At 59.9% G+C, this 13,036-nt stretch carries 10 protein-coding genes; 8 read left to right on the plus strand and 2 right to left on the minus strand.

Features of this window, described 5'->3' with window-relative positions; translation table 11 throughout:
- Positions 1–259: 259 nt before the first annotated feature.
- Together AC1MEE_RS22400 and AC1MEE_RS22405 are read right to left on the minus strand one after the other, a co-directional pair.
- Positions 260–799: an NUDIX hydrolase gene (locus AC1MEE_RS22400; RefSeq protein ID WP_480411722.1), complete on the minus strand. Its 540-nt coding sequence runs from the start codon at positions 797–799 to the stop codon at positions 260–262.
- Between the two features lie 3 nt (positions 800–802).
- On the minus strand, positions 803–1,876 hold the full coding sequence (locus tag AC1MEE_RS22405) for a DUF2333 family protein (protein ID WP_480411723.1): 1,074 nt from the start codon (positions 1,874–1,876) through the stop codon (positions 803–805).
- A 369-nt stretch (positions 1,877–2,245) separates the two neighbouring features.
- Between AC1MEE_RS22405 and AC1MEE_RS22410 the strand changes: the two genes are divergently transcribed.
- The 8 genes from AC1MEE_RS22410 (at position 2,246) to AC1MEE_RS22445 (ending at position 12,847) form a co-directional block, all read left to right on the plus strand.
- Positions 2,246–3,913: a diguanylate cyclase gene (locus AC1MEE_RS22410; protein ID WP_480411724.1), complete on the plus strand. Its 1,668-nt coding sequence runs from the start codon at positions 2,246–2,248 to the stop codon at positions 3,911–3,913.
- Between the two features lie 1,286 nt (positions 3,914–5,199).
- Positions 5,200–5,928, plus strand: a complete 729-nt coding sequence (locus AC1MEE_RS22415) for a methyl-accepting chemotaxis protein (RefSeq protein ID WP_480416303.1) — start codon at positions 5,200–5,202, stop codon at positions 5,926–5,928.
- 260 nt (positions 5,929–6,188) lie between these two features.
- On the plus strand, positions 6,189–7,976 hold the full coding sequence (locus AC1MEE_RS22420; RefSeq protein ID WP_480411725.1) for a protein-disulfide reductase DsbD: 1,788 nt from the start codon (positions 6,189–6,191) through the stop codon (positions 7,974–7,976).
- Between the two features lie 129 nt (positions 7,977–8,105).
- Positions 8,106–8,561 (plus strand): type II 3-dehydroquinate dehydratase, encoded by a 456-nt coding sequence (aroQ, locus tag AC1MEE_RS22425; RefSeq protein ID WP_480411726.1) that lies wholly within the window; start codon positions 8,106–8,108, stop codon positions 8,559–8,561.
- A 24-nt stretch (positions 8,562–8,585) separates the two neighbouring features.
- Positions 8,586–9,050, plus strand: coding sequence for an acetyl-CoA carboxylase biotin carboxyl carrier protein (gene accB, locus AC1MEE_RS22430; protein WP_480411727.1), 465 nt, complete (start codon positions 8,586–8,588; stop codon positions 9,048–9,050).
- A 17-nt stretch (positions 9,051–9,067) separates the two neighbouring features.
- Positions 9,068–10,411, plus strand: a complete 1,344-nt coding sequence (accC, locus tag AC1MEE_RS22435; protein WP_480411728.1) for an acetyl-CoA carboxylase biotin carboxylase subunit — start codon at positions 9,068–9,070, stop codon at positions 10,409–10,411.
- 147 nt (positions 10,412–10,558) lie between these two features.
- On the plus strand, positions 10,559–11,437 hold the full coding sequence (gene prmA / locus AC1MEE_RS22440; RefSeq protein ID WP_480411729.1) for a 50S ribosomal protein L11 methyltransferase: 879 nt from the start codon (positions 10,559–10,561) through the stop codon (positions 11,435–11,437).
- Between the two features lie 54 nt (positions 11,438–11,491).
- A complete protein-coding gene (locus AC1MEE_RS22445) occupies positions 11,492–12,847 on the plus strand; it encodes a DUF3426 domain-containing protein (RefSeq protein ID WP_480411730.1) in 1,356 nt (451 codons plus the stop codon).
- Positions 12,848–13,036: the final 189 nt, after the last annotated feature.

The following is a 13,036-nucleotide window of genomic DNA, read 5'->3' on the forward strand; positions in this document are numbered from 1 at the left end:
CTGTTGACGCTTGGTGACGACCGCGACGGAGGCCCATTTGGCGCAGGGCAAGGCGCGAGGAACGCGGTTTGGTTGTTCCAAATAAGTTCCGAGCAACGCAGCCCTGCGCCAAATGGGCCCCGTCCCTGCGGGTTGCGCGCCAACGTGCGCGAGGCTGCGTTGCGGGATTTGCCAAGGGAACAACCATTCGCGGCATCCCACGCCTTGCCTCGCACACGTTGGCATCGCAACGCGGTTCGCCACCAAGCGTCAACAGACCCTAGGGCTCTGGCTGGCCCAAATAGCGCTTCAAAGCAGCCAGAGAGTCCGGGCAATAAGGCTTGTACAGGGTTTCGCTCAAGGCCTCGGCGACCGGGATAAACCGCGCTTCCAGCACTTCCTCGGGTTGCAGCCGCAATGGCCCGTCCCAAACGGCGCTAAACACCGCGCACCACAAACGATTGCCCGGTTGATCAAAGAAGAAATGTTCATGCCCGCTCAACGGCACGCCGCTCACGCCCAACTCCTCTTCCAGCTCTCGCGCTGCCGACTCGGCATACGTTTCGTCGGCCAGCACCATGCCGCCAGCTGCCACGTCCCAATAACCGGGATAAATAGCTTTGCTCAATGTGCGCCGATGCACGCACAAATCCCCGGCGGAATTGAACAACAAGATATAAGTGCCACGTCCAATCAGGCCACGTTCGCGTAGCCGGGCCCGCTCGATCGAGCCCAATTGCTGGTCCTGTTCATCGACCCAGGCAATCTGTTCGGCGTCGGAGGCAGCGCGGTGCGCGGCCTCCTGAGAGGAGAACGGCATCGATCACCCCTGCGAAAGCAGTTGACGCAGGTCGATCACCGCAGCGTTGGCCCGCGAAATGTAGTTGGCCATGACCAGCGAGTGGTTGGCCAGGATGCCGAAGCCGCTGCCGTTGAGGATCATCGGACTCCAGACCGGCGCCTGCGAGGCTTCCAGTTCACGAATGATCTGACGCACGCTGACGGTAGCGTTCTTCTTGGCCAATACATCGGCGAAGTCCACTTCGACGGCACGCAGCAAGTGCGACAACGCCCACGCCTGACCACGCGCTTCGTAGAACACGTCGTCAATCTGCAGCCATGGAGTTTCGACGATCTCTTCGTCAACCTTCGGCACCTGACCCGGCAGTACGGATTCGGTTTTCAGGCTGCTGTTGAGCTTGACCCGACCGACGCTGGCCGACAGACGTTGCGACAGCGAACCCAGACGGGTAGCGACGTCGCCCAGCCAGTTGTTGAGGTTGTCAGCGCGAGCATAAAACAGCGCGCCTTTCTGGTTCGGGTCGGACAGACGCGCCTGATAACGGCTCAGGGAGTTGATCCCTTCCCGGTACTCAGACTCGCTCGACGGCAAGACCCAGCTCTTATTGTCGAAGTTGAAACGCGGCTCGGCCTTTGCCAGATCGACGTCTTCGGCGGATTGCGACTGGGAGCGGGCAAAGTCCTTACGCAGGGCACGACTCAGGTCACGCACCTGGACCAGCACGCCATATTCCCAATGCGAAATATTGTCCAGCCACAACCCCGGCGGAAAGCGGTCGTTGGAGATATAGCCACCGCGTTTGTCGAGCAAGGTCCCGGCGACGGTCTTGAGGGTTTCGACCGTGGTGTAGCCGATCACCATCTGCTTGCCCTCGCGCTCGGCCGCCGCTTGCGCGTTCTGCTGAACCGGGAACAACGCGGGTTCATGGCTCCAGTACCAGCCGACCAGCAACGTGACCAGCAAATACACGCCCAGCAGAATGCCCAGTGCGCGGCTAAAGAAAACGCCACCCCAATAGCCTCGGGGCGCGGTTCCAACCTTGGGTTCATCGACGCGATCCCGTGCGCTGCCCGCGCGATTCTTCCAGTCCAACATGGCTATATCCTTTCAATCACGAAGTTCAATGGTTCGACCGCAACCTTACAGCAAGGTGCCTTGTGCAGGCACCCTACGATTGTCCCCGATCGACCGTGGGAGCAGGCTTGCCTGCGAAGAATCCAGCGCGGTGTGTCAGGCGTGCCGCGTCAAGCTATTCGCAGGCAAGCCTGCTCCCACAGACGCCATGTACCACCATGTCGGATCCAAAAACTCGCATTCCAACCCTTGCCACGCATCCGCATGCACCGAAAACTGTCCGATCGCAAAAAGCAGTTAATTGACTTACGGCACTCTGGAAGACGAGAAGAGGTGCTAGCATAGAGCCACCAGTCGACCTCCGTGCGTTCCCTTACTAGTAGTCAGGATATGACCGAGCCAGAAGACCCGAGTCGTGATCGTCTCAAGCATCACTTTGCCCAGCGGGTAATCCATCAGGCACGTCAAATTCTTGAGATCTGGCAACGCCTGCAACAAAGCGAATGGTCGGCTGCGGACATGGTTGAGCTCACCGAGGCCAACTTGCGCCTGTTGCGTTTTGCCGAGCGCTTCGAACAAGTCGAGCACGCACAACTGGCAAGCAGCATCAGCCTGTGCCTCGACGCGGTCGACGCCAACCGCGGGCGTCTGAGCAGCAGTTTGATCACCGAACTCAATCGACTGATGCAGCGCCTGTCACGCACTGGCCTGCGCCATGGTGATCGCCTGGAACAAACCTCGCTACCGCCCCTGCGCAAGCCGATCTATGTGATGTTGCAGGACCACGAGCGTGGCGACCGGCTCGCCAAGCAACTTGAATTCTTCGGTCTGAGCGCCCTGGCGCTGGACGGCGTTGCCGCGTTCAACGCCACCATGGCCGAGCGCCATCCGGCCGCTATCGTGATGGACGTCGACTTCAGCGGCCCGGGTCTGGGCCTGAAACTGGCAGCACAGGCCCAGGAAGGGCTGGAGCAAAAGCTGCCGCTGTTGTTCTTCAGCCATCACGAAACCGACACCCCGACCCGGCTGGCTGCGGTTCGCGCTGGCGGTCAAGAGTTTCTCACCGGCACCCTCGAAGCTTCGAGCCTGCTGGAAAAAATCGAAATCCTCACCTGCGTGGCGCAGTACGAGCCCTATAAAGTGCTGATCATCGATGACTCCCGCGCCCAGGCCACTCACACCGAACGCCTGCTCAACAGCGCTGGCATCGTTACCCGCACGTTGATCGATCCGATCCAGGCCATGGCCGAACTCGCGGAGTTTCAACCTGATCTGATCATTCTCGACATGTACATGCCGGGCTGCACCGGCACCGAACTGGCCAAAGTGATCCGCCATAACGACCGCTATGTCAGCGTGCCGATCATTTATCTATCGGCCGAAGACGATCTGGACAAGCAGCTCGACGCCATGAGCGAAGGCGGCGATGACTTCCTGACCAAGCCGATCAAGCCGCGCCACTTGATCACCACCGTGCGCAATCGAGCGGCGCGAGCGCGTAATCTCAAGGCGCGGATGGTTCGCGACAGCCTGACCGGCCTGTATAACCACACGCACATCCTGCAATTGCTTGAAGATTGCAGCTTCCGCGCCCGTCGCGAAGGCAAGCCGCTCAGCTTTGCCATGCTCGATATCGATCACTTCAAACGTGTCAACGACAGCCATGGCCACCCCATGGGCGACCGGGTGATCAAAAGCCTTGCGCTATTCCTCAAGCAACGCCTGCGCAAGACCGACTACATTGGCCGTTACGGCGGCGAAGAGTTTGCCATCGTGATGCCGGACACCGACCTGCACAACGCGCATCGGGTACTCGACGAAATCCGCCAGCGCTTCGCCGAAATCCATTACCCGGCGCAACCGATGGATTTGTCCTGCACGTTCAGCGCTGGCGTAGTGGAATTGTCCGACGGCGCAGACAGTCTGTTGCTGGCAACCCTGGCGGATGACGCGCTGTATCGCGCCAAAGATGCGGGACGCAATCAGGTGCACGCCGGCCGCCTAAGGCAAAATGCCACTTTTCTCGAAGAACTGGCCGACGCAGTCATAACGCTGTAACTAAAATGCAATAACTTCAGGCACTTACCCTTGTCGTCGGGTCGAGAGCACACATGCGTCTGAAGCTGCTTACCAATCTCAATACACTACTGCTGGTCACTGTTTGCCTCGCGTTGGGAGTAACGCTTTGGTGGTCGCAGCAGGCATTGGAACGCCCTTATCAACTCATGGAGCGCTACCTGAGTCTGTCTCAGGAATTTCAGAATCACGTTGCGCGCAATGTTGAAGACTATCTCGCCAGCGGTGATGCCCTGCGCCATAGCGACGCCACCCAGGCCATCGACAAGGTTCAACAGGAACTCGACACACTGCCGCCAGAAATGGCCGAGAGCCTGCGTCCCAGCCTCACCCAACTGCGCGAATTCAGCAGCAACGACCTGCTGGCCGCTGGCAAACTGGCCGGTGATCCACAAGGCTTGCTGTTACAGGCCGAACGCGAGCTGGGCGCAGCGCTCGAGCAGCTCACGCAATACGCCGCCAGTAGCGGCAACCCCGCCGCCGCCACTTATCAAGGTCCTCTGCTGACGGCTTCGCAACACTTGGCGCGTTTGAGCCTGGCCCGGGACAAACTGGTCAGCAGCGGCCGCAGCGAGTTGGCCGCCGACGTAGAACGCGAAGTTGCCGCCATCAACACCCAGGCGCAGGCATTGGATGCTTTGCCATTGCTTGGCGTGACCGCCAGCACCGAATCGAGCACCGATGACTTCTCCGCCATGATGGGCCTGGGCAATAGTGAGAAGGCGGTCGCCGAAGACAGCGGCGTGGGCTACAAGCGTGAACTGAAAAGCCTGCTCAATCGTTATCCGGCCGAGCTGAATCGCACCCGTGATCAAATTCAGCGCCGCGCCGAGCTCAGCACCAGTGCCCAACGCAAGATCCAGGCGATGCAAAAAGCCATCGCCCAACTGGAACCAGAGGTGCGCAGCCAACACGCGCGTATTCAGGGTGAAGTGCGGATGATACAGGGGCTGATGATCGGGCTGATCCTGTTGATCGCGCTGCTGATCGACACCCTGCAACGTCGCCTTGCCCGCGTCCTGACCAATCTTGCGCCAGCCTTGTCGAGCTGGGCCGAGGGGGATTTCGCCAAGGACATCCAGCTGGGAGCGACCAACCGCGAACTGCGCGATATCGAGGAGTCGTTGAATCGTCTGCGGGCTTACCTCGTGGACCTGGTGGGTACTATTCGCCTGAACGCCGAGCAGGTCGAGGGCAGCAGCCATGCATTGGCCGAACTGTGCACGGGCCTGCATGGCGGGGCGGAGCGTCAGGCCGGCGACACCGCGATGATTCGCGACTCTCTGGGCGAACTGGAAGCCACCATTCAACAGGTTGCCGGTGACGCCAGCCAGGCTGCCCAGGCCAGTCGCGATGCCGGTCGCGCCGTCGAACAAGGCCAGCGGGTCATCGGCCTGAGCCTGACCGGGCTGCATGCTTTGGTGGGTGAAGTGCAACACAACGCTCAAGCCATCGAACACCTGGCTGTGGAGTCGGCCACCATTGGCGGCGTCTTGACGGTGATCCGCTCCATCGCTGATCAGACCAATCTGCTGGCCCTCAACGCCGCCATCGAAGCCGCCCGCGCCGGGGAAATGGGCCGCGGGTTTGCGGTGGTCGCCGAAGAGGTGCGCTCCCTGGCCCAGCGTACTGCCGGGGCCACAGGCGAGATTCAGGTACTGATCGCCAGCTTGCAGAAAGCGGCACGCGAATCGGTGGAAGGCATGCGCGCCCAAGTCGAGCACGCCGAAGCCACGGCCAATCAGGCACAACTCGCAGATGGTGCGCTGGATGAAATCGTCGGCGCGATCCAGACCATCGCCAACACCGCAGAACGCATCGCCGACGTCACCGCACAGCAAAGCGGCGCCGTCAGCGAAATCCGTGACCACAGCGAAGGTATCCATCAACTGGGCGGCGACAACCTGCTGCGCATCGGCGAAGGCCGCAGCCAGAGCGAACAGTTGCAACAACTCGGCGGACAACTGAACACGGCGGTGCAGGCGTTCAGGGTTTGATCTGAGACCGCGTCGCCTTCTTCGCAGGAAGACACAGGCTTTTGTAGGAGCGCGCTTGCCCGCGATAGGCCGGGGTCGCGCTCGACACGAAGGACCTTCATGCTGCGGCGAGTCCAACATTTTTACGACTGCTACGCAGCCGATCGCGGGCAAGCGCGCTCCTACAGAAAATTGGCGTTCTTATGCTGTTACAAGTCCCGCCCCAGCACGACTGGGAACAGTCCGCTATCATGCGCAGACTTTCGACATGCGAGACCGCTATGCGCCGCCTGCTCTGCCTGATGTTGTTGGTCCTCGCCCTGCCCGCCGTTGGTGCGAGCCTGCTGGACAATCGCCCCAGCGCCACCTTGGGCGCCGCATCGCTGAACAACAGCGCCGATTTCCTGCCGGTTCATGAAGCCTTTCGTCTGAGCCTGATCGAAACCACGCCGCAATCGATCAAGCTGCGTTTTGTCCCCGCCGAAGGCTATTACCTGTATCGCCATCGCTTCCAGTTCCACACCGAGCCTGCCGACATCGGCCTCGGCACCGCGCAACTGCCGGACGGCGAGAAAAAGCACGACGAGTTCTTCGGCGACGTCGAGGTCTATCACGGCATTCTCGATGTCGATATACCCCGCAAGCCCGGTGATAACCGACCCTTCACCCTCACCGTCACCTACCAGGGCTGCGCCGACAAAGGCCTCTGCTATCCGCCCGAAACCGAGCGCCTGACCATCGGCGATGTGGCGGCCGCCAACTCCAGCTCGCCGTCCATCCCTACGACCCACGGCGTCTGGAGCTGGAAAGAACTGGCGCTTTTTTTCCTCGCCGGGATCGGCCTGACATTCACCCCCTGCGTGTTGCCGATGCTGCCGATCCTGTCCGGCGTTGTGCTTCGCGGGCAGATTGGTGGGCTGCGCGGCTTTAGTCTGTCGCTGGCCTATGTGTTGCCGATGGCGATCTGTTTTGCCGTGCTCGGCGCATTGATGGGCATGTTCGGCGCGAGTCTTAACCTACAGGCCCGCCTGCAATCGGCCTGGGTACTGGTGCCATTTTCGTTGTTCTTCGTGATTTTCGCCGCGGCGATGTTTGGCCTGTTCGAACTACGTCTGCCGCAGTTCATCAGCACCCGGCTGGATCGGGTCGCGGGTCGGACTGAAGGCGGATCGCTGTGGGGTGCTGCGGTCCTCGGCGTGGTCTCCAGCCTGCTGGTTTCGCCGTGCGTCTCCGCCCCCCTGGCGGGCGCACTGCTCTATATAAGTGCCAGCGGCGATGCCTTGGGCGGCGCCATGAAACTGTTTGCCCTGGGACTGGGTATGGGTGCGCCCTTGCTGTTGGTCGCCACGGGCGGGGCGGCATGGCTGCCCAAAAGTGGACCTTGGCTGGTGATGGTGAAAAACATCATCGGTGTCTTGCTGCTGGCCGTGGCCATCGGCTTGATCAGCCGGGTCATTCCGGGCGAGATCACCTTGCTGTTGCTGGGCTTGTTATGGGCCGGCGTGGCGCTGTTTCTTGGCGCGCTGGAGTTCACCCAAAAAACCACTACCCAGCGTCTGGCACAGTTGCTTGGCTTGTTTTTGCTGGTTTACGCCTTGGCCTGCTGGTATGGCGCCTTGAGCGGCCAGACCGATCCTTTCCGTCCTCTGGGCCGTGCGCAACCAACAGTGATGGCCAACGGCACAGCGGCACCCTCTGCCAGCCAATGGCAGACCATCAGCACCGCCGCCGAACTGGACCGCGTGCTGAGCGAAGCGAAGACCGCCGGTCAGCCGCTGCTGCTGGACTGGTACGCCGACTGGTGCATCAGTTGCAAAGTCATCGAACACGAAGTGCTGCCCGATCCCGGCGTCAACCGCCTGCTCACGGGCTATCGGCTGATCCGCTTCGACATGACCGAAAGCAACACAGAACAACGCGCCCTACTCGACCGCTACAAGCTGTTCGGCCCTCCTGCGCTGCTGTTCTTCGGCAAAAATGGTGCGGAGCTTGCAGATGTTCGGGTGATCGGCGAAATCAACACCGCAGACTTCGTGGCACGCATCACCAAGGCAAATGACCACATTTAATATATGAGTCATAAACTTCGCGCGAACATCGGTCATCGTGCTGGCTATTGCAGTTAACTGGACAGTCCGCTTGGGTTTGCGGCATAGTCGCTGCGCATCGATACCCGCTCACACAACAAGGAACAACAGATGGCGACCCTACTCGTTCTCCACGGACCCAATCTGAACCTGCTCGGCACACGCGAACCGGGCCTCTACGGCGCGGTGACCCTGGCGCAGATCAATGAGGATCTGGTAAAGCGGGCCCGTGACGGTGGCCACCACCTGCTGTACCTGCAAAGCAATGCCGAGTACGAACTGATCGACCGCATCCACGCCGCACGCGATGAAGGTGTGGACTTCATTTTGATCAATCCAGCAGCTTTTACGCACACAAGCGTCGCATTACGTGACGCGCTGCTGGCAGTGAGCATCCCATTCATCGAAGTGCATCTCTCTAACGTGCACAAACGCGAACCTTTCCGCCATCACTCCTACTTTTCAGATGTTGCTGTGGGAGTGATCTGCGGCCTTGGCGCCAGCGGTTACCGACTGGCCCTGGAGGCCGCCCTGGAACAGCTTGAACAACAAGCTAAACGCCCCTGACCGACCCTTGGGAGTTGATGATTCATGGATATCCGTAAAGTTAAGAAACTGATCGAACTGCTGGAAGAGTCCGGCATCGACGAACTCGAGATCCGTGAAGGTGAAGAGTCCGTTCGGATCAGCCGTCACAGCAAAACTCCTGCTCAGCAGTACTACGCACCTGCTCCAATGGCCGCCCCGGTTGCCGCCCCAGTCGCAGCAGCTCCAGCTCCAGCTCCAGCAGTCGCTGAAGCACCGGCCGCCCCGAAACTCAATGGCACCGTGGTCAAGTCGCCAATGGTCGGTACGTTCTACCGTACCCCGGCACCGACTTCGCCAGCCTTCGTTGAAGTTGGCCAGAGCGTGAAGAAAGGCGACACCATCTGCATCGTCGAAGCCATGAAAATGATGAACCACATCCAGGCTGAAACGAGCGGTGTGATCGAATCCATCCTGGTAGAAAACGGTCAGCCGGTTGAGTACGACCAGCCGCTGTTCACCATCGTTTGAACCGCGGAGAGCCTGCGATGTTGGAAAAAGTTCTGATCGCCAACCGCGGTGAAATTGCCCTGCGGATCGTGCGTGCCTGTAAGGAACTGGGGATCAAGACCGTCGCTGTACACTCCACGGCAGATCGCGAGTTGATGCACCTTGGCCTGGCAGACGAAACCGTCTGCATCGGTCCTGCGCCCGCCAACCTGTCGTACCTGAACATCCCGGCCATCATCTCGGCTGCCGAGCTGACAGGCGCCACAGCGATTCACCCCGGTTATGGCTTCCTCGCGGAAAACGCCGATTTCGCCGAACAGGTGGAAAAATCCGGTTTCGCCTTCATTGGCCCGAAAGCCGAAACTATCCGCCTGATGGGCGACAAGGTTTCTGCCAAGGACGCCATGAAACGTGCGGGCGTACCGACGGTTCCAGGCTCTGACGGCCCACTGCCCGAAGACGAAGAAACCGCGCTGCGCATCGGTCGTGAAGTCGGCTATCCCGTGATCATCAAAGCTGCTGGCGGCGGCGGCGGTCGTGGCATGCGCGAAGTGCACCGCGAAGAAGACCTGATCGAAGCGGCGAAGCAGACCCGTGCCGAAGCGGCAGCCTGGTTCAGCAACCCGATGGTCTATCTGGAAAAATTCCTGACCAATCCACGTCACGTGGAAGTTCAGGTGTTGTCCGATGGCCAGGGTCACGCGATCCACCTGGGCGACCGTGACTGCTCGCTGCAACGTCGGCACCAGAAGGTACTTGAAGAAGCACCGGCTCCAGGCATCGACGAAGCTGCGCGCAAGGAAGTCCTGGCTCGTTGCGTCAAGGCCTGCATCGACATCGGCTACCGTGGCGCTGGAACCTTCGAGTTCCTTTACGAGAACGGCCACTTCTACTTCATCGAGATGAACACTCGGGTTCAGGTAGAGCACCCCGTATCGGAAATGGTCACCGGGATCGACATCGTCAAGGAGATGCTCAGCATCGCTGCCGGCAACAAACTTTCGTTCACCCAGGATGACGTGGTCATTCGCGGGCATGCACTTGAGTGCCGGATCAATGCCGAAGATCCGAAAACCTTCATTCCGAGCCCAGGGCTGGTCAAGCATTTCCATGCGCCGGGCGGGAATGGCGTACGGGTCGACTCGCACCTCTACAGTGGCTACAAGGTGCCGCCGAACTACGACTCCTTGATCGGCAAACTGATCACTTGGGGTGCAACCCGTGATGAAGCCATGGCGCGCATGCGCAATGCACTGGACGAGATCGTCGTCGACGGGATCAAGACCAACATCCCGCTGCACCGCGACCTGACCCGCGATGAAGGCTTCTGCGAAGGCGGCGTCAACATCCACTACCTGGAACACAAACTGGCCAACGAATAAGCCATAGCGTGTTGCAGAACAACAAAGCCGCTTGTTAGCGGCTTTGTTGTTTCTGTTGTTTTTTGCCCTTCCCTCTCGCGCTCAAGTAAACTTGCGCGCTTCTCGCAGCTGCGCGCTGCACACCGTCATTTTTCAAAGGTGCCCGCCATGCCTTGGCTGCAAGTCCGTCTCGCCATCAGCCCAGAACAAGCCGAAACCTACGAAGACGCTCTTCTTGAAGTCGGCGCGGTCTCGGTAACGTTTATGGATGCCGAAGACCAGCCGATTTTCGAACCGGAACTCAACACCACGCCGCTGTGGTCGCACACCCACTTGCTGGCGCTGTTCGAAGCCGATACCGATGCCTCTCATGTACTGGCCCACCTGCAATTGCTGACCGGCGCAGAATTGCCGGAACACATGAGCGAAGTCATCGAAGATCAGGACTGGGAGCGCAGCTGGATGGATAACTTCCAGCCGATGCGTTTCGGTCAGCGCCTGTGGATCGTGCCGAGCTGGCATGCCGCACCGGAGCCGGACGCAGTCAATCTGCTGCTCGATCCAGGCCTGGCGTTCGGCACCGGCACGCACCCGACCACCGCCCTGTGCCTGGAATGGCTCGACGGTCAGGACTTGAAAGACTGCACTGTGCTGGACTTCGGCTGCGGCTCTGGGATTCTGGCGATTGCCGCATTGTTGCTGGGCGCCAAACAAGCCGTCGGCACCGATATCGACTTCCAGGCGCTGGATGCTTCGCGTGACAACGCAGGCCGCAACAACATTGCTCCCGAGCTGTTCACCCTGTATTTGCCGGAAGAACTGCCTCAGGTACAAACCGACGTGCTGGTTGCCAATATTCTGGCTGGCCCGCTGGTATCCCTGGCACCAACGCTTGCAAGCCTGGTCAAATCCGGCGGGCGTCTGGCGTTGTCAGGTATTCTTGCCGAACAAGGCGAAGAAGTGGCTGCTGCCTACGCCGATACGTTTGACCTGGACCCAATCGCTGACCGTGATGGCTGGGTACGCATTACAGGCCGCCGCCGTTAACCGTTGCTTCACATCGTGGACTAGAATGAGCGCCTGCCTGAACCGGATAGCCGCATGACCGACAGTTTCGTTACCCAGTGCCCGCACTGCCAGACCAGTTTCCGCGTCAGCCATGCGCAATTGAGCGTGGCCCGTGGCGTAGTCCGGTGCGGCGCTTGCCTGCAGGTCTTCAATGCGGCAAAACAACTGCTCGAACAACGCTCCGGCAAGCCGACCGAAGAAACGCCCATTTCTCCCCCCATTCCGCCGCCCGCCCCGCCTGTTGAACAACCGGTCGAACCGCACAAGGAACGGAAGGCCAGCACGCTTGACTTCGGCAGCCTCGACCTGGACAACCTGGATCTGGACGAGGAACTGGCCAAACTTGAGCAGCGGGAAATCCAGCTGCCTGAAGAGTTCGGGCGCGAAGGCCCTTCCAGAAACGGCGAATCCGCACTAAGCGCCCGCCGCGACAGCACCGAGACCGACAGCGAGCAGTGGGTCGACAGCCTGCTCAATGACGACGTCCATGAACTTGCCGATGCGGAACCAAAACCTGACGCTGCGCCTGAGGCGAAAAAACAGCCCGAGCCGACCACACGCCCAAGCCGCACCGAGCCCTCGCTGTCGTTCGACACCACAGCACTGGACGACGAGTCCGACACGCCTGCACCGCGCCTGAGCGAAAGCCCCGGCAACCCCGCTCACAAAAACTCGGTACACAAAGACCCCGCACACAAAAACTCTTCATACCAAGAGCATGCCGAACGCTTGTCAGCCATCGATGACGACGAGCATGAACACCTTGAACAGCCGCAAGAGCGCCTTGAGCCACGACTCAAACGCAGTCGCAGCGAGCCCGGCCTGCATGATCAAGTGCTGCGAGAAAAACCCATGCTCGACCTCACCGACGACGCGCTGCAACTTGACTGGCAGAAACCCAAACCTCGCTGGGGCCGTCGTTTTGGCTGGGGACTGCTGATTCTGCTCGCGATCGCAGCACTGGCTGGCCAGTACGTCTGGTATCACTTCGACGAGCTGGCACGCCAGGACCAATACCGCCCATGGTTCCAGCTGTTCTGCCCGGAGATCGGCTGCAAAGTGCCGTCCAAAGTCGATATCAGCCTGCTCAAAAGCAGCAATCTGGTGGTGCGCAGCCATCCTGACTTCAAGGGTGCGCTGGTGGTCGATGCGATCATCTACAACCGTGCGCGCTTTTCTCAGCCATTTCCGCTGCTGGAGCTGCGTTTTGCCGATCCCAACGGTCAACTGATTGCCAGTCGTCGGTTCAAGCCCAGCGAATATCTGAGCGGTGAAATGGCCGGCAAGGTTGAAATGCCACCACAAACGCCGATCCATATCGCCCTGGACATCCTCGATCCAGGGACCAAAGCCGTGAATTACAGCCTGAGCTTCCGTTCACCCGAATAAGCGCCAGAGCCCGCGCCAGAGCCTGCCAGCAGCTCTCCAGCAAGCGCTCTCGCAAAAGAATGACCAATAGACTAAAGCGTGAACCTGACCCGGTCACCGCTCCGGGATTGACGACGCTTTTATGACGTCATGACAGAAAACCAAACCGTCCGCGATAAGAAAATAACTGTTCAGATTTTATCCAATTCA

This window comes from Pseudomonas sp. ASL3, from assembly GCF_056680425.1.

Excerpts from the sequence above, each read along its gene's own strand:
- accB (WP_480411727.1), top strand. The coding sequence starts at position 8,586 with ATGGATATCCGTAAAGTTAAGAAACTGATCGAACTGCTGGAAGAGTCC.
- AC1MEE_RS22420 (WP_480411725.1), top strand. The coding sequence starts at position 6,189 with ATGCGCCGCCTGCTCTGCCTGATGTTGTTGGTCCTCGCCCTGCCCGCC.
- AC1MEE_RS22445 (WP_480411730.1), top strand. The coding sequence starts at position 11,492 with ATGACCGACAGTTTCGTTACCCAGTGCCCGCACTGCCAGACCAGTTTC.
- AC1MEE_RS22410 (WP_480411724.1), top strand. The coding sequence starts at position 2,246 with ATGACCGAGCCAGAAGACCCGAGTCGTGATCGTCTCAAGCATCACTTT.
- AC1MEE_RS22415 (WP_480416303.1), top strand. The coding sequence starts at position 5,200 with ATGATTCGCGACTCTCTGGGCGAACTGGAAGCCACCATTCAACAGGTT.
- aroQ (WP_480411726.1), top strand. The coding sequence starts at position 8,106 with ATGGCGACCCTACTCGTTCTCCACGGACCCAATCTGAACCTGCTCGGC.
- accC (WP_480411728.1), top strand. The coding sequence starts at position 9,068 with ATGTTGGAAAAAGTTCTGATCGCCAACCGCGGTGAAATTGCCCTGCGG.
- prmA (WP_480411729.1), top strand. The coding sequence starts at position 10,559 with ATGCCTTGGCTGCAAGTCCGTCTCGCCATCAGCCCAGAACAAGCCGAA.
- AC1MEE_RS22400 (WP_480411722.1), bottom strand. The coding sequence starts at position 799 with ATGCCGTTCTCCTCTCAGGAGGCCGCGCACCGCGCTGCCTCCGACGCC.
- AC1MEE_RS22405 (WP_480411723.1), bottom strand. The coding sequence starts at position 1,876 with ATGTTGGACTGGAAGAATCGCGCGGGCAGCGCACGGGATCGCGTCGAT.